Source organism: Methylobacterium sp. CM6246 (assembly GCF_054818005.1).
Genome location: NZ_JBTXKY010000001.1, coordinates 1,358,983 through 1,375,481, shown reverse-complemented (window position 1 = coordinate 1,375,481; position 16,499 = coordinate 1,358,983). Strand labels below are relative to the sequence as shown.

Genomic DNA, 16,499 nt, shown 5'->3' with positions numbered 1-16,499 from the left:
TTCTCAGCCCCCAAATGGCCTTTTTCCTTCAAGGCTCGGAGCAATCCGAGCCTTTTTTCTTGCGCTGTCCTGTCAGGCCAGCTTGGCCGCGATCCCGGCCACGTGGCGGCCCTGGAACCGGGCCCCGTCCAGCTCCACCGCGCTCGGCTGGCGCGAGCCGTCGCCGTCCGCGATCGTGCTGGCGCCGTAGGGCGTGTTGCCCTTGACCGCCTCGACGCCCACCTGGCCCGGGAACGCGTAGGGCAGGCCGACCACCACCATGCCGTGGTGGAACAGCACGGTGTGGAAGCTCGTCAGCGTCGTCTCCTGGCCGCCGTGCTGCGAGGCCGTGGAGGTGAAGACCGAGCCGACCTTGCCGACCAGCGCACCCTTCATCCACAGGCCGCCGGTCTGGTCGATGAACTGTTTCATCTGCGCGGCCATGTTGCCGTAGCGGGTCGGCGTCCCGAAGATGATCGCATCGTACTGAGGCAGCTCATCCACGGTGGCGATCGGCGCGGTCTGATCGAGCTTGAAGTGGTTCTGCCGGGCGACCTCCTCGGGCACCAGCTCCGGCACGCGCTTCACAACCGCCTCGGCGCCGGCCTCCCGGGCGCCCTCGGCGACGGCATACGCCATCTGCTCCACGTGTCCGTAGGTCGAGTAGTACAGCACCAGGACCTTGGCCATCGAACGATCTCCCGTCTCGGGTTGCGGAGCGCCGCCGAGATCCTCCGGGCGGCGCGGTGGCATCTCCATCGCGCGTTTTGTGCTTTGCAAAAATGCCCCGCCACGCAAGAACGCCCTTGCAGGGATGCAAGGAGGCGGGCGTGTCGCTCGACTGGGACGAGTTCCGCTTCGTGAAAGCCGTCGCCGACCGGGGCGGCCTGACCGCGGCCGCGACGCAGCTCGGGATCAATCATTCCACGGCGTTCCGGCGCCTCGGTTCGATCGAGGCCCGGCTCGACGTGCGCCTGTTCGAGCGCCTGCGCACCGGCTACGTGCCGACCCCGGCCGGCGTGGCGATGATCGAGGCGGCCGGCCGGATCGAGACCGACGTGACCCGGTTCTCCCGAACGGTCGCCGGCCAAGGGCAGACGCCCTCCGGGGAGTTGCGCGTGACGGCGCCGGTGAACTTCGCGACCGGGATCCTGATGCCGATCCTGGCGTCGTTTTGCGCACGCTACCCGGAGATCCGTATCGACCTGATCCTGGCCGAGGAAGCGCTGAACCTATCGCGCCGGGACGCCGACGTGGCGATCCGCGCGAGCCGGAGCCCGAGCGAGTCCCTAGTCGGGCGCCGTCTCACCGGTCTCGCCTGGGCCATCTACGGACGCGCCGGGCAGACCTATGGCGATCTCACCGACGAAGCCTGGGTGGTTCCAGGGTCGACGGTGGGGGGCGGCCTGTTCGCATCCTTCCTCCAGACGCGGGCACCGCCGGAGAAAGTTCGCCTGCGGATCAACACGGTGACGGGGCTGAAGGAGGCGGTGACGACCGGACTGGGGATCGGGCCGCTGCCGTGTTTCGAGGCGGATACCGATCCCGCCCTGCGCCGGCTCTCCGGCCCACACCCGGAGATCGGGGCGGACCTCTGGGTTCTGACCCACCCCGACCTGCGCCATGCCGGACGGGTCCGGGCCTTCATGGAGCATCTCGCCGAGGCGATCCTGCCGCTCCGTGCCCGCTTCGAGGGCCGTTAAGGTTCAGGCGCGGATCTCGACGACCTCGACTTCGCTGCCGTTGACCTCGACCACGTCACCCACGCTCTTGCCGGTGATCGCCTGAGCGAGCGGGGCCACGTAGGAGATCGAGCCCTTGTGCGGGTCGGCCTCGTCCTCGCCGACAATACGGAAGGTCTGCTTCGTCTCTTTCCCGGATTCGTCCTCGCGCAGGATCGTGACGGTGGCACCGAAATGCACCGTCTGGCCGTCAATCGGCTCGACCACCTGCGCGGTGTTCTTGCGGGCGAGCCAGTATCGCAGATCCCGCCCAATCCGGGAATCCTCCGCCTTGTCGGCGTGATCCAGGGTGCCGAGTTCCCGCTCCAGACGCGCGACCTCGGCCTCGATCTGCGTCAGGCCGTCCGGCGTGACGAAGTTCGTGTGCGGCGAGATGGGACGGTCGGGAAGATTCTCGAAGGCTTCCCCGCCCTCGGGCTCTTTGACGAATGCTACGCTCATAAGAGATGCAATGCGGCGGGAACGGCAAGGGTTCCAGGCGAAGCTTCAGCCGACCTCCACCACGGTCCGCCCGCGGATCCGGCCGGCCAGGATCTCCGGCCCGAGCCGGCCGACCTCCTCCAGGCTGACCCGGCGCGTCATGCTGGCGAGCTTGTCGAGATCGAGGTCCCGGGCCAGGCGCGCCCAGGCCGCGCGGCGCTTCGCCTGCGGGGTGGTGACGCTGTTGATCCCGAGGAGCGAGACGCCGCGCAGGATGAACGGCGCCACGGAGGTCGGCAGGTCCATGCCCTGGGCCAGCCCGCAGGCCGCGACCGCGCCGTCGGAGCGGGTCTGGGCCAGCACGTTGGCCAGGGTGGTGGAGCCGACCGCGTCGATGCCGGCCGCCCACCGCTCCTTGCCCAGCGGCTTGCCGGGCTTGGACAGTTCCGTGCGGTCGAGGATCTCGGCGGCGCCGAGGCCCTTGAGGTAATCGGCCTCGCCGTCCCGCCCCGTGGAGGCGATCACGTGCCAGCCGGCCCGCGCCAGGAGCGCCACCGCCACCGATCCGACACCGCCCGACGCCCCGGTGACGATCGCCGGCCCGTGCGCCGGCGTCAGCCCGTGGGCGTCGAGGGCCATCCGGGCCAGCATCGCGGTGTAACCGGCCGTACCGATCGCCATGGCCTGTTCGGGGCTGAGCCCCTCGGGCAGCGGCACCAGCCAGTCGCCCTTGACCCGGGCACGCTGCGCATAGGCGCCGAGATGCGTCTCGCCGACACCCCAGCCGGTGAGGACCACGGCGTCGCCGGGCTTGTACTCCGGGTGATCCGAGGTCTCGACCACCCCGGAGAAATCGATCCCCGGGATCATGGGAAAGCGGCGCACCACCGGCGATGTCCCGGTGAGGGCGAGCCCGTCCTTGTAGTTGAGGGTCGAGTGGGTCACCCGGACGGTGACGTCACCGTCCATCAGCTCGGACTCGTCGACATCGCGGAACGCGAGGCTCTGCCCAGCCTCGCCCTTGTCGACCACCCAGGCCTTGAACGTCCCCATCGTCACCTCCCGTCTATCCACGGAGAGGTGTCGCCGGGATGCCCGGAATCAAGGCAGCCCCGTCAAACGCCGAGGCCTCGTCCCGGGGGCGCGCTCCAGGACGAGGACGTCGATCGACCGATCAGTAGCCGTCGTAGCGGCTGCCCGTGGAGAAGCCGAGGCCGACGCCGATATCGGCGGAGCTCGCACCGGTGATGCCGACGGCATCCGGGATCGAGCCGACCAAGGGACCGCCATAGGCGGCTGAGCGGTAGCCGCCCGCATAACCGCCGTACCCGCCGCCGGCCGGCACCCAGCCGGAACGGGCCGGCGCCACCAGGACGCGCCGGCTGACGGTGGCGTATTCCGGCGGGATGGTCTCGGGGATCGACTGCGCGGGCCGCACGAGGACGGTCCGGCTGCGCACGGCGAAGCGCGGCGGCGTATCGATCCAGCAGCCGATCAGCTCGCCGCCGGGGCCGCGGCTCGTCTGCCAGACGCGGCCGCCGGGGGCGACCATCACGCGCTCGGACACGGTGTCGTAGACCGGCGGCGTGGTGCGATAGACCGTGCGTGGCGGCCGGACCAGCACGTTCTCCTGCACGGTATCGAAGACCGGCGGGGTCGTGACGTGGCGGTAGCATGCGGAGCCGTAGCAGCCGCCGGCCTGCGCGGGGGCTGCGAACAGCAGGCCGCCGAAGGCGGCGGCGAGAAGGTTGGAGCGTGCGACCGGCGCGGTCATGGAAGTCCTCTGGTACGCGGTACGGGCGAGATGCTGCGCAAAGGCGGCGCTGGTCTCGACGCACTACAGGCCAGAGTCGTTGCCCGACTCGCAAGCAGAGTTCGGAATGAAGGTAAAATTAACCCTCGGTTTGGACTGCTTAGCGATCCACTACCTAGGTAAGATGCGATCGAAGATCGGTGCTAATCCTTAACGCTGCCCCAGAAGCGGCGCCACGGGGTCCGGCAGCGGCTCGCCCCGAGCCTGATCAGCGCTCCACCAGCCCATTGCGCCTCAGTATGGGGGCGAGGACCGGCAATCCGGCCGACAGACCCTCACGTCTGCCCAGGCTTGAGCTGGTAAAAAATGTGCCGCCCGATGACGTCCATCTTGCGCAGGCGGCGCGCCCAGCCCGGCCGCACGTAGTCGGCGTGATAGTGGGTCGCCGCCCCGACCTCGGCGAGGTAGGTCCGGCCCTCGATCACCGAGCGGGCGATCCGGGTGGCGGATTCCCATGCGCCCGCGTCGGTGATGCGCAGGGACTTGCCCTCGCAGGCGAAGGAGAACTGGCAGCCCATGTAGTGGTGCCGGTTCTGGTAGACGACGCCGCAGACGCTGCTCGGATAGAGGCCGCTCTTCACGCGGTTCAACACCACCTGAGCCACGGCGGCCCGGCCGGCCTCTGATTCGCTTCGGGCCTCGAAATAGACCGCCTCCGACAGGCAGCGCTGCTCCTTGTCAAGGGATTCCGGGTCGATCAGGTCGGCGTAGCGCCGGCTGGCATCCTCCGGGACCGACTGGAGGATCCCGGGTCGCTCGGGGCGGATCGCGAAGTCGGGCAGCGCCAGGCTTGCGGCCGCCACCTCGATCGGGATCGCGTCCGCGGGCGCAGGTGTGGTCGACGACAGGGCGACCGCCCGGGGTACCGGCGGGGTCGAGCCGTCGTAGCGGCGCTCGGTTTCGCCATCCCCGGTCAGGTCGGCGCTGCTCTCGCCCGTGGAGGCGGCGCTGCCGGACCCCGTGGTCAAGCCGAGATCGGGCACCGGCACGAAGCCGGCCTCCGGCTCGGCCTCCGGGTCCCAGACCGCCGAACCCGCGCTCAGCACGCCGCTGACGCTGCCGGTCACGTCGCCGAACACCAGGGCGGCCCCGGTCTCGCGCAAGGCGGCGGCGCGGCTGGCGAAACTCGCGGCCGGCGGCCGGAACGGGTCACCCTTGGTCTGGCGCTGCACAACCGGGAAGACGTGGGCGCCGGTCTTGAACACGCCCTGGAGTGGCTCGTCGGCGCTGCGCCGCAGGGCGGACCCGATCAGCGCGGTGCCGGGCGGCAGGGCCGGCACCGTGAAGGCGTCGATCGCCCCGAGCCGGCTCGAGCCGATGGCGTTCTCGGTTCCGGCATCGGCCGTGAACGAGACCAGCAGGCCGAGCCCCGCCATCCAGGGCGTCAGGGCGGCCGAGAGCCAGCGCAGGCTCGATTCCCGTCGTCCTCGTCTCACGCCCACGGCTACAGACCCGTCTTACTCAACCCCATCCGCGATCCCGCCCACCGATGACGGCGGTTCCGGTGCGGTCCGGGATTTATCCGCCGGCATGGTTGAGGTCGGGTTAAGCGCGACTTTGGACGCACACCCGAATGGGGACGGCATTCCGACCCGCGCCCCCTCAACCGCGGGGCGTTTCGATCCACCCCGTCCAATCCTCGGCCCTGCCGCTGTCGAGACGCCGCCGGGCCAGCTCCCGCCAGGACGGCGACAGCGCAGCGAGATCGGCGATGCCCGCGAGGGCATCGCGATCCAGCCGGTCCACGTAGAAGACGCGCAGAAGCCGGGCGAGCGGCCAGACCGGATGCGGACGTTCGATCAGGCGCAGGCGATCACCCGGCACAATCATCCCCGGCTCGGCGATGCGGGAGTACCAGCCGGTCCGCCCGCTCGCCTGGACCCGGCGGGCCATGTCGGCGATGGCGAAGCGGTGATTGAGCTTCCAGCAGGGCTGCAGGGCCTGGCTGACTTGCAGCAGGGTCGAACCGGCGCGCCACAGGTCGCCGACGCAGATGTGGCGTTCGGTCAGGCCGGACGTCGACAGGTTCTCGCCGAAGGCTCCGGGCGGCGCGAGGAGCGACGGCTCCACCTCCGGTAGTTCCAACCGCAAGCCGGCGTAACGATCGAACGCGTACCGGTGCACGGCCTTCTCGGGACCGCCGTGATGGCGCCGGTCTGCTTGCTCGTCGCCGTCGCGCCTTCCGCCACCGCCGCGGTCTGACCCTCGAAGCGTTCGCGGCCGCCGCCGGCACCCACAAGGGGCACCCGTCCCGGATCGAGCGCGGCGAGAAAGCGCCCTCGGTCGGGACGCTGGAGGCGATCGCCCAGGCGCTCGGTGCCCAGATGGCGGAACTGTTCGGGGAATCGGCCGCCGCCGCCGACTTGGCGGTGGCCGACCGCCTCATCGCGCTCGGGGCGGGCGATTGCGCACCTACGATGGCAGCCTGCCCCATCGCTTGCGGGGAAACGGCGCGCAGGTGGCGTCCGTGCTGGTCTTCGTGGCCGGCTGATCAAAGCCGGCAAAAGAAGGGGCGGCCTCTCGGCCGCCCCTTCTTGCGTCTGCGCTCCCGTACCGATCACTCGGCGGCGGGCGGCAGGCCTTCCATCGGATCCGCGGCGCTGCCGGCCTGCTTCTGCTGCAGGATCATCGCGTCGCGACGGCGCGCCACAGCGCGGATGTCGGCCACCATCGAGCCCGTGCCCGCCGGGATGAGCGAGCCGACGATGACGTTCTCCTTGAGGCCTTCCAGATGGTCGACCTTGCCGTTGACCGCCGCCTCGGTGAGCACCCGGGTCGTCTCCTGGAACGAGGCCGCCGAGATGAACGACTTCGTCTGCAGGGACGCCTTGGTGATGCCGAGCAGGACGGGGACGCCCTGGATCGGCTTCTTGCCCTCGGCGAGCAGCTTCTCGTTGAACTCGGTCAGCTCCGTGCGGTCGATCTGGTCGCCCGCCAGGATGTCCGAGTCGCCGCCGTCGGTCACTTCGACCTTCTGCAGCATCTGCCGGACGATCACCTCGATGTGCTTGTCGTTGATCGACACGCCCTGAAGCCGGTAGACCTCCTGGATCTCGTTGACGAGGTAGGCCGCGAGTTCCTCCACGCCCTTGATCGCCAGGATGTCGTGCGGCGCCGGGTTTCCGTCGACGATGTAGTCGCCGAGCTCCACCACGTCGCCGTCCTGCAGGTGGATGTGCTTGCCCTTCGGGATCAAGTATTCCACCGCCTCCGAGCCGTCATGCGGCGTCAGCGTGAGCCGGCGCTTGTTCTTGTAGTCGCGGCCGAACGCGATGGTGCCCGACTTCTCGGCGATGATCGCCGCGTCCTTCGGGCGCCGTGCCTCGAACAGCTCCGCCACCCGCGGCAGACCGCCGGTGATGTCGCGGGTCTTGGCCGAGTCGGTCGAGACGCGGGCCAGGATGTCGCCGGCCTGCACCTTGCCGCCCGGATCGAAGCCGATGATGGCGTCGACGGGCAGGAAGTAGCGGGCATCCGAGCCGCGCGGCAGCTTCACGGGCTTTCCGTCCCGGTCCACCACCACCATGGCGGGCTTCAAGTCCGAGGTCCGGGCAGAACCGCGCCAGTCGACGACGACGCGCTTGGCGATGCCGGTCGATTCGTCGGTTGTCTCGGTCATGGACTGGCCATCGACCAGATCCTCGTAGGCCACGATGCCGTCGACCTCGGTGAGGATCGGACGGGTGTAGGGGTCCCACTCGGCGATCCGCTGGCCGCGCTTGATCTTGTCGCCCTCGTCGACCCGGAGCTTGGCGCCGTATTGCAGGCGGTGGACCGCCCGCTCGACCCCGTCCGACCCGACGATCACGACCGCCACGTTCCGGCCGGTGGCGATCAAGTCGCCATCGGTGTTCTTGGCAATCGCGCGGTTGCGGATCTTGATCGTGCCCTCGAAGCTCGACTCGATGAACGACGAGTCGGCGATCTGCGCCGCACCACCGATGTGGAAGGTGCGCATGGTGAGCTGGGTGCCCGGCTCGCCGATCGACTGCGCCGCGATGACCCCGACTGCCTCGCCCATGTTGACGGGCGTGCCGCGGGCGAGATCGCGCCCGTAGCAGGTGGCGCAGACGCCGCTCCGTGTGGCGCAGACCAGCACGGAGCGGATCTTCACCTCCTGGATGCCCGCAGCCTGGATGGCCGGCAGGTGCCGCTCCTCGATGGTCTCGCCGGTCTTCACGATCACCGTGCCGTCGGCCGAGACCAGATCTTCGGCCGTGGCGCGGCCGAGGATGCGGGTCGCCAGCGTCGCCACGACCTGACCGGCATCCACGATGGCGCGCATCTTGATGCCGTTGGTCGTGCCGCAATCGACCTCGCGGATGACCGCGTCCTGAGCCACGTCGACGAGGCGGCGGGTCAGGTAGCCGGAGTTGGCGGTCTTCAGGGCGGTGTCGGCGAGGCCCTTACGGGCACCGTGCGTGGAGTTGAAGTACTCCAGCACGTCCAGACCTTCCTTGAAGTTCGAGATGATCGGCGTCTCGATGATCTCGCCCGACGGCTTGGCCATCAGGCCGCGCATGGCGGCGAGCTGCTTCATCTGGGCGGGCGAACCACGGGCGCCCGAGTGGCTCATCATGTAGATCGAGTTGACCTGCTTGTCGGCGCCGTTCTCGTCCTTCTGGACGCTCGAGATGCGGTTCATCATCTCGGCGGCCAGCTTGTCCGAGCACTTGGCCCAGGCATCCACGACCTTGTTGTACTTCTCGCCCTGGGTGATCAGGCCGTCGTTGTACTGCTGCTCGTAGTCCTTCACGAGCGTGCGCGTGGTGTCGACGATCGACCACTTGTTGTCCGGCACGACCATGTCGTCCTTGCCGAACGAGATGCCGGCCTTGAACGCGTGGTTGAAGCCGAGGCCCATGATCCGATCACAGAAGATCACCGACTCCTTCTGACCGCAGTGGCGGTAGACGGTGTCGATCATCGCCGAGATCTCCTTCTTGGTCATCAGCTTGTTGACGACGTCGTAGGGAACCTTGGCGTGCTTCGGCAGCGCGCCGGACAGGATCACCCGGCCGGGCGTGGTGTCGTAGGTCTTGGTCAGCGGCTCGCCGTCCGGGCCGATACCGGTCCAGCGCCACTTGATCTTGGTGTGCAGCGACACGGTCTTGGCCGCGAGCGCATGCTCCAGCTCGCCCATGTCCCCGAAGACGCCCTGCATCGGGTTCTTGGGATTGTCCGGATTGAACGCCCCCTTCGAGCCCTCGGCCACGATCGACAGGTAGTAGAGGCCGAGCACGATATCCTGCGACGGCACGATGATCGGCTGACCGTTGGCCGGGTGCAGGATGTTGTTGGTCGACATCATCAGGACGCGGGCTTCCAGCTGCGCCTCGAGCGACAGCGGAACGTGCACGGCCATCTGGTCGCCGTCGAAGTCGGCGTTGAACGCGGCGCAGACCAGCGGGTGCAGCTGGATCGCCTTGCCCTCGATTAGCTTCGGCTCGAAGGCCTGGATGCCGAGGCGGTGCAGGGTCGGCGCGCGGTTCAGCATCACCGGGTGCTCGCGGATCACCTCATCGAGGATGTCCCAGACCTCCGGCTTCTCCTTCTCGACCAGCTTCTTCGCCTGCTTCACCGTTGCGGAGAAGCCCTTGGCGTCCAGCCGCGCGTAGATGAACGGCTTGAACAGCTCGAGCGCCATCTTCTTCGGCAGGCCGCACTGGTGCAGCTTCAGCTCGGGGCCGACCACGATGACCGAACGACCCGAGTAATCGACGCGCTTGCCGAGCAGGTTCTGGCGGAACCGGCCCTGCTTGCCCTTCAGCATGTCGGCGAGCGACTTCAGCGGGCGCTTGTTGGCACCCGTGATGACCCGGCCGCGGCGGCCGTTGTCGAACAGCGCGTCCACCGCCTCCTGCAGCATCCGCTTCTCGTTGCGGATGATGATGTCGGGGGCGCGCAGTTCGATCAGCCGCTTCAGGCGGTTGTTGCGGTTGATGACGCGGCGGTAGAGGTCGTTCAGGTCGGAGGTGGCGAAGCGGCCGCCATCCAGCGGGACCAGCGGGCGCAGGTCCGGCGGGATCACCGGGACGACGGTGAGGATCATCCACTCCGGCTTGTTGCCGGACATCTGGAACGCCTCGATGATCTTGAGGCGCTTCAGGAGCTTCTTCGGCTTCAGCTCCGAGGTGGTGACCGCGATCTCCTCGCGCAGATCGTTGGCGATCTTGTCGAGGTCGAGTTCCTGGAGGATCCGGCGGATGGCCTCGGCGCCGATCATGGCGGTGAAGCTGTCCTCGCCGTACTCCTCCTGGGCGCGCAGGTACTCCTCCTCCGACAGGAGCTGACGCTCCTTGAGGGGGGTGAGGCCCGGCTCGATGACGCAGTAGGACTCGAAGTACAGGATCCGCTCGAGGTCCTTGAGGGCCATGTCGAGCAGGAGGCCGATGCGCGAGGGCAGCGACTTCAGGAACCAGATATGGGCGACCGGGGCGGCCAGCTCGATATGGCCCATGCGGTCGCGCCGGACGCGCGCCAGCGTCACCTCGACGCCGCACTTCTCACAGATGACGCCCTTGTACTTCATGCGCTTGTACTTGCCGCACAAGCACTCGTAATCCTTGATCGGCCCGAAGATGCGCGCGCAGAACAGGCCGTCGCGCTCGGGCTTGAAGGTCCGGTAGTTGATGGTCTCGGGCTTCTTGATCTCACCGTACGACCAGGAGAGGATCTTCTCCGGCGACGAGATCGAAATCTTGATCTGATCGAAGCTGACCGGTGTGGCCTGCTGGTTGAAAAGGTTCATGACCTCTTGGTTCATGATCCGCTCCTTGTTGACGCCGATCGCCCCGCGCCGGGCCATCGTGTCCTGAAAAAGATCCGGCGCCGCGCCCCGTTCGAGCGCCGCTGGCCGTCGTCATGGGAGGCCCCGCCCCTCCCCGCTCGACCGTGGCGGCCCGACGCCGCCACGGGAGGTTGTCGTGCGACCGCCGCTACTCGGCGGCGTCGGCCGGCGGCTCGAGCTGGTCGTTCGCGGCCTTCTTGGAGGACGTCAGCTCGACGTTGAGGCCGAGCGAGCGCATCTCCTTGACGAGCACGTTGAACGATTCGGGGATGCCGGCCTCGAAGGTGTCGTCGCCGCGGACGATCGCCTCGTAGACCTTGGTGCGGCCGGCCACGTCGTCCGACTTCACCGTGAGCATCTCCTGCAGCGTGTAGGCCGCGCCGTAGGCCTCCAGCGCCCAGACCTCCATCTCGCCGAAGCGCTGACCGCCGAACTGCGCCTTGCCGCCCAGCGGCTGCTGGGTGACGAGCGAGTACGGGCCGATCGACCGGGCGTGGATCTTGTCGTCCACCAGGTGGTGCAGCTTCAGCATGTAGATGTAGCCCATCGTCACCTTGCGGTCGAAGGGCTCGCCGGACCGCCCGTCGTAGAGCGTCGACTGAGCCGAGCGGTCGAGGCCGGCCATCTCGAGCATCTGCTCGATGTCGGCCTCCTTGGCGCCGTTGAACACCGGAGTGGCCATCGGCACGCCGCGACGGACGTTGTTGCCGGCCTCCGCCAGCTCCTCGTCGGTCAGGCCGTCGAGTTCGCCCGGGGAGTAGATCGCCTCCATCTCCTGACGCAGCGGCGCGATGTCATGCGACTTCAGATAGGCATCCACCGCCTTGGAGACCTTGCGACCCAGGCCCGCAGCCGCCCAGCCCAGGTGCGTCTCCAGGATCTGGCCGACGTTCATGCGCGAGGGCACGCCCAGCGGGTTGAGCACGATGTCGGCATGGGTCCCGTCCTCCAGGAACGGCATGTCCTCGATCGGCACGATCCGCGACACGACACCCTTGTTGCCGTGCCGGCCGGCCATCTTGTCGCCCGGCTGGATCTTGCGCTTCACCGCCACGAAGACCTTGACCATCTTCATGACGCCGGGGGGCAGCTCGTCGCCGCGCTGCAGCTTCTCGACCTTGTCGAGGAAGCGCTGCTCGAGACGCTTCTTCGACTCGTCGTACTGCTTCTGCATCGCCTCCATCTCGGTCATGAGACGGTCCTCGATGACGGCGAACTGCCACCATTGCGAGCGCGGGTAGTCGTTGATCAGCTCACGGGTGAGCGTGGTGTCCTTCTTGAAGCCCTTCGGGCCGGCCACCGGCGCCTGACCGATCAGCACGTCCGCCAGGCGGGCGTAGGTGTTGCGGTCGAGGATCGCCTGCTCGTCGTCGCGGTCCTTGGCGAGCCGCTCGATCTCCTCGCGCTCGATCGCCTGGGCGCGCTCGTCCTTGTCGACGCCGTGGCGGTTGAACACACGGACCTCGACGATCGTGCCCGTGACGCCCGGCGGCACCCGCAGGGAAGTGTCGCGCACGTCCGAGGCCTTCTCGCCGAAGATGGCGCGCAGGAGCTTCTCCTCCGGCGTCATCGGGCTTTCACCCTTCGGGGTGATCTTGCCGACCAGGATGTCGCCGGCATTCACCTCGGCACCGATGTAGACGATGCCGGCCTCGTCGAGGTTCTTCAGCGCCTCCTCGGAGACGTTCGGGATGTCGCGGGTGATTTCCTCCGGCCCGAGCTTGGTGTCGCGGGCCATCACCTCGAACTCCTCGATGTGGATCGAGGTGAACACGTCATCCTTCACGATCCGCTCGGAGAGCAGGATCGAGTCTTCGAAGTTGTAGCCGTTCCACGGCATGAACGCGACGAGCACGTTCCGGCCGAGCGCCAGCTCGCCGAACTCGGTCGAGGGACCGTCGGCGATGATCTCGCCCTTCTTCACCGGCTCGCCGACGCGGACCAGCGGCTTCTGCGTGATGCAGGTCGACTGGTTGGAGCGCTGGAACTTCTGCAGGCGGTAGATGTCGACGCCCGGCTTCGTGGCGTCGGCCTCCTCGGTGGCCCGGATGACGATACGGGTGGCGTCCACCTGATCGACGATGCCGGAGCGGCGCGCCGCGATGGCGGCACCGGAATCGCGGGCGACCACCGCCTCCATGCCGGTGCCGACGAACGGCGCGTCGGCACGGACCAGCGGCACGGCCTGCCGCTGCATGTTCGAGCCCATGAGGGCGCGGTTGGCGTCGTCGTTCTCGAGGAACGGGATCAGCGCCGCGGCCACCGAGACGAGCTGCTTGGGCGAGACGTCCATAAGGTCGACGCGCTCGGGACCGACGACGATCACGTCGCCGGCGCGGCGGCAGACCACGAGGTCCTCCGTCAGCTTCTTGTTCTCGTCCATCTGGGCGTTGGCCTGGGCGACGTAGTACTTCGCCTCCTCCATGGCCGAGAGGTAGGCGACCTCATTGGTGACCACGCCGTCGCGCACGCGGCGGAACGGGGTCTCGATGAAGCCGTACTTGTTCACCCGAGCGAAGGTCGCCAGCGAGTTGATCAGACCGATGTTCGGGCCTTCCGGCGTCTCGATCGGGCAGATGCGGCCGTAATGCGTCGGGTGCACGTCGCGCACCTCGAAGCCGGCGCGCTCGCGGGTCAGACCGCCTGGGCCGAGCGCCGACAGGCGGCGCTTGTGCGTCACCTCGGAGAGCGGGTTGGTCTGATCCATGAACTGCGAGAGCTGCGACGAGCCGAAGAATTCGCGCACCGCCGCGGCCGCCGGCTTGGCGTTGATCAAGTCCTGCGGCATCACCGTGTCGATATCGACCTGGCTCATGCGCTCGCGGATCGCGCGCTCCATGCGGAGCAGCCCGAGGCGGTACTGGTTCTCCATCAGCTCGCCGACCGAGCGCACCCGGCGGTTGCCGAGGTGATCGATGTCGTCGATCTCGCCCTTGCCGTCGCGCAGCTCGACCAGCGCCTTGACGACCGCCAGCATGTCCTCCTTGCGGAGGGTGCGGACGGTGTCGGCAGCGTCGAGGTCGAGACGCATGTTCATCTTCACGCGGCCGACCGCGGAGAGGTCGTAGCGCTCGGAATCGAAGAACAGCGAGTGGAACATCGCCTCGGCGGTGTCGAGCGTCGGCGGCTCGCCCGGGCGCATGACCCGGTAGATGTCGAACAGCGCGCCTTCGCGGTTGGAGTTCTTGTCCACCGCCAGCGTGTTTCGGATGTAGGGGCCGACATTGACGTGGTCGATGTCGAGCACCGGCAGCTCGATGATGCCGACCTCGTCGAGGCTCTTCAGGAGCTTCTCGGAGATCTCCTCGCCGGCCTCGGCCCAGATCTCACCGGTCTCGGTGTTGACCAGGTCCTCGGCGATGTACTGGCCGACCAGATCCTCGTCGGTCGCCTTGAGGTACTTGGTGCCCTTGTCGGTGATCTGTCGGGCGTTGCGGGCGTTGAGCTTCTTGCCGGCCTCGAGCACGACCTCGCCGGAATCGGCGTCGATCAGGTCGACCGTGGCCTTCATGCCCTTCATCCGCTCGGGGTCGAACGGCACGCGCCACTCGGCGCCGTCGCGGTCGTAGACCACGCGGTTGTAGAAGGTCGAGAGGATCTCTTCGCCGTCCAGTCCGAGCGCGTAGAGCAGCGACGTCGCCGGCAGCTTACGCTTCCGGTCGATACGGACGTGCACGATGTCCTTGGCGTCGAACTCGACGTCGAGCCAGGAGCCGCGATACGGGATGATGCGGGCGGCGAACAGGAGCTTGCCCGACGAGTGGGTCTTCCCCTTGTCGTGGTCGAAGAACACGCCCGGCGAGCGGTGCATCTGCGAGACGATGACGCGCTCGGTGCCGTTGACGATGAAGGTGCCGTTCTCCGTCATCAGGGGCATGTCGCCCATGTAGACGTCCTGCTCCTTGATGTCCTTGACCGACTTGGCCTGGGTGTCCGGATCGACATCGAACACGATCAGCCGCAGGGTCACCTTCAGCGGGGCCGCGAAGGTGATGCCGCGCTGGCGGCACTCGTCGACGTCGTATTTCGGCTGCTCGAAGGTGTAGCGCACGAACTCGAGCAGGGCCGTCGCGGCGAAGTCCGAGATCGGGAACACCGACTTGAACACGCTCTGGAGGCCCTCGTCACCGCGGCCGCCCTCCGGCTCGTCGACCATGAGGAACTGGTCGTAGGATGCCTTCTGAACCTCGATGAGGTTCGGCATCTCGGCGACTTCCTTGATCTTGCCGAAGAACTTCCGAATGCGCTTGCGACCGACCAGCGTGTTGGCCATGTGAACTCGCTCCATCCCGCGTGCCTCGCGCCCGGGGAAGCGTTCCCGAAAGGGACCTCCCGCGCCGGGCCGTAACGCGCGCCCCGCCGGACCGCGCCACCGAACCGAATCTCTCTGGCCCGTTTCAGGGCCCTCCGCCGAAGCGGCCTAAAGCCCGCGGGTGCTGCACCCGCGGGCTCCAGTCACGATAGGCCCAGGACGGACCCCCGTGGGGTGATGGGCCGGATATGGCCCATCGTCGACTTACTTGAGCTCGACCTTGGCGCCGGCCTTCTCGAGCTGGGCCTTGAGCTTCTCGGCCTCGTCCTTGGTGACGCTCTCCTTGACCGGCTTCGGAGCGCCCTCGACGAGGTCCTTGGCCTCCTTGAGGCCGAGGCCGGTGATCGCGCGGACCTCCTTGATGACCTCGATCTTCTTGTCGCCAGCGGCGGCGAGCACGACCGTGAACTCGGTCTGCTCCTCGACGGCGGCAGCGGCGCCACCGGCGGCCGGGCCGGCAGCGACGGCGACGGCGGCGGCAGCCGAGACGCCCCACTTCTCTTCGAGCATCTTGGCCAGGTCGGCGGCCTCGAGAACGGTCAGCGAGGACAGGTCGTCGACGAGCTTGGCAAGATCAGCCATTATCAATTCCTCTCAGATATCGGTTCGAACGATGGGTTTTTGAAGGGCCTCAAGCGGCCTCGTCCTTGGTGGCATAGGCCCCGAACACGCGGGCGAGTTTGGCCGCCGGCGCATTGACGACCTGAGCGATCTTGGTCGCGGGCGCCTGTACCAGGCCCACGATCTTGGCGCGCAGTTCGTCGAGGGACGGGAGCGAGGCGAGGGCCTTCACGCCGTCCGGGTTCAGGGTTGTCTTCCCCATCGCGCCGCCAAGGATCACGAGCTTGTCGTTCGTCTTGGCGAAATCGACCGCGACCTTCGCGGCTGCGACCGGGTCGCCGGAATAGGCGAGCAGGGTCGGGCCCTTCAGTAGCGGCTTGATGGAGGCGACGTCCGTACCATCGAGTGCGATGCCGGCGAGGCTGTTCTTGGCGACCTTCACGGTGGCGCCGGCCTGCTTCATCTGCGAACGCAGCTTCTGCATGTCGGCGACCGTGAGGCCCTTGTAGTGGGCCACGACGACGACGGCGCTCTGATTGAACACGCCGTTGAGCGTCGAGACGAGGTCAGCTTTAGCTGTCCGGTCCACTGGGCTCTCTCCGGTTGGCGGAACCCGAAATCGGGTCCGCCGGTTGCACATGCCGCCCGGACGTCGTCTCGGCCTTCAAGAGACCGGGAACGTCCGAACGACGCTTCGCGGCCCTGTCCCCGCACGTGCCCGTGAGGGCCGTTTCGGGTGAGTTGGTTCAAACCGACACCCCTCCGCGGCATATGCCGAAGCGAGGCTTTTCCTAAGTTCGGTCTTCCCCGTCTGTGCAGGTTGGGCGTGGATTAAGCCGGCGAACCGGCACCTGCAGTCTCGGACAGGACATAGCCGGACAA

The 16,499-nt window shown here is 67.8% G+C and carries 10 protein-coding genes and 2 pseudogenes; 2 read left to right on the top strand and 10 right to left on the bottom strand.

Annotated features, from left to right (window positions below):
• Positions 1-72 precede the first annotated feature (72 nt).
• Positions 73-669: an NAD(P)H:quinone oxidoreductase gene (gene wrbA / locus ACYQPG_RS06910; RefSeq protein WP_419829030.1), complete on the bottom strand. Its 597-nt coding sequence runs from the start codon at positions 667-669 to the stop codon at positions 73-75.
• Positions 670-809: 140 nt separating this feature from the next.
• Between wrbA and ACYQPG_RS06905 the strand changes: the two genes are divergently transcribed.
• Positions 810-1,682, top strand: a complete 873-nt coding sequence (locus ACYQPG_RS06905; protein WP_461230602.1) for a LysR family transcriptional regulator — start codon at positions 810-812, stop codon at positions 1,680-1,682.
• A 3-nt stretch (positions 1,683-1,685) separates the two neighbouring features.
• Here ACYQPG_RS06905 and greA read toward each other — a convergent pair whose 3' ends face one another.
• From greA to ACYQPG_RS06880, 5 genes and pseudogenes are all read right to left on the bottom strand, one after another.
• Positions 1,686-2,162: a transcription elongation factor GreA gene (gene greA / locus ACYQPG_RS06900; RefSeq protein WP_147908992.1), complete on the bottom strand. Its 477-nt coding sequence runs from the start codon at positions 2,160-2,162 to the stop codon at positions 1,686-1,688.
• Between the two features lie 45 nt (positions 2,163-2,207).
• Complete coding sequence (gene acuI, locus ACYQPG_RS06895) at positions 2,208-3,194, bottom strand: acrylyl-CoA reductase (NADPH) (protein ID WP_461230601.1); 987 nt, start codon at positions 3,192-3,194, stop codon at positions 2,208-2,210.
• 121 nt (positions 3,195-3,315) lie between these two features.
• On the bottom strand, positions 3,316-3,915 hold the full coding sequence (locus ACYQPG_RS06890; RefSeq protein WP_461230600.1) for a hypothetical protein: 600 nt from the start codon (positions 3,913-3,915) through the stop codon (positions 3,316-3,318).
• 314 nt (positions 3,916-4,229) lie between these two features.
• Complete coding sequence (locus ACYQPG_RS06885; RefSeq protein ID WP_147909002.1) at positions 4,230-5,330, bottom strand: cell wall hydrolase; 1,101 nt, start codon at positions 5,328-5,330, stop codon at positions 4,230-4,232.
• A gap of 226 nt (positions 5,331-5,556) precedes the next feature.
• Positions 5,557-6,126 (bottom strand): annotated as a pseudogene (locus ACYQPG_RS06880) (MOSC domain-containing protein); the annotation flags it as partial.
• Here ACYQPG_RS06880 and ACYQPG_RS06875 point away from each other — a divergent pair.
• A pseudogene (locus tag ACYQPG_RS06875) lies at positions 6,111-6,233 on the top strand (helix-turn-helix domain-containing protein); the annotation flags it as partial. The pseudogenes ACYQPG_RS06880 and ACYQPG_RS06875 sit on opposite strands and share 16 nt — an antisense overlap.
• A 278-nt stretch (positions 6,234-6,511) precedes the next feature.
• Here ACYQPG_RS06875 and rpoC read toward each other — a convergent pair.
• The 4 genes from rpoC to rplJ all read right to left on the bottom strand — a co-directional run bounded on the left by rpoC (position 6,512) and on the right by rplJ (position 16,206).
• The gene (rpoC, locus tag ACYQPG_RS06870; RefSeq protein WP_147908996.1) at positions 6,512-10,720 is read right to left on the bottom strand and encodes a DNA-directed RNA polymerase subunit beta'; all 4,209 of its coding nucleotides are present in this window, start codon (positions 10,718-10,720) and stop codon (positions 6,512-6,514) included.
• 172 nt (positions 10,721-10,892) lie between these two features.
• On the bottom strand, positions 10,893-15,017 hold the full coding sequence (gene rpoB / locus ACYQPG_RS06865; RefSeq protein WP_147908997.1) for a DNA-directed RNA polymerase subunit beta: 4,125 nt from the start codon (positions 15,015-15,017) through the stop codon (positions 10,893-10,895).
• Positions 15,018-15,260: 243 nt separating this feature from the next.
• Positions 15,261-15,638: a 50S ribosomal protein L7/L12 gene (gene rplL / locus ACYQPG_RS06860; RefSeq protein WP_147897404.1), complete on the bottom strand. Its 378-nt coding sequence runs from the start codon at positions 15,636-15,638 to the stop codon at positions 15,261-15,263.
• Positions 15,639-15,687: 49 nt separating this feature from the next.
• Complete coding sequence (gene rplJ / locus ACYQPG_RS06855) at positions 15,688-16,206, bottom strand: 50S ribosomal protein L10 (RefSeq protein ID WP_007566048.1); 519 nt, start codon at positions 16,204-16,206, stop codon at positions 15,688-15,690.
• Positions 16,207-16,499 lie beyond the last annotated feature (293 nt).

What these genes read in the sequence shown, in the direction of transcription:
- wrbA (WP_419829030.1), bottom strand. Translation starts at nt 669, where the DNA reads ATGGCCAAGGTCCTGGTGCTGTACTACTCGACCTACGGACACGTGGAG.
- greA (WP_147908992.1), bottom strand. Translation starts at nt 2,162, where the DNA reads ATGAGCGTAGCATTCGTCAAAGAGCCCGAGGGCGGGGAAGCCTTCGAG.
- acuI (WP_461230601.1), bottom strand. Translation starts at nt 3,194, where the DNA reads ATGGGGACGTTCAAGGCCTGGGTGGTCGACAAGGGCGAGGCTGGGCAG.
- ACYQPG_RS06890 (WP_461230600.1), bottom strand. Translation starts at nt 3,915, where the DNA reads ATGACCGCGCCGGTCGCACGCTCCAACCTTCTCGCCGCCGCCTTCGGC.
- ACYQPG_RS06885 (WP_147909002.1), bottom strand. Translation starts at nt 5,330, where the DNA reads ATGGCGGGGCTCGGCCTGCTGGTCTCGTTCACGGCCGATGCCGGAACC.
- rpoC (WP_147908996.1), bottom strand. Translation starts at nt 10,720, where the DNA reads ATGAACCAAGAGGTCATGAACCTTTTCAACCAGCAGGCCACACCGGTC.
- rpoB (WP_147908997.1), bottom strand. Translation starts at nt 15,017, where the DNA reads ATGGCCAACACGCTGGTCGGTCGCAAGCGCATTCGGAAGTTCTTCGGC.
- rplL (WP_147897404.1), bottom strand. Translation starts at nt 15,638, where the DNA reads ATGGCTGATCTTGCCAAGCTCGTCGACGACCTGTCCTCGCTGACCGTT.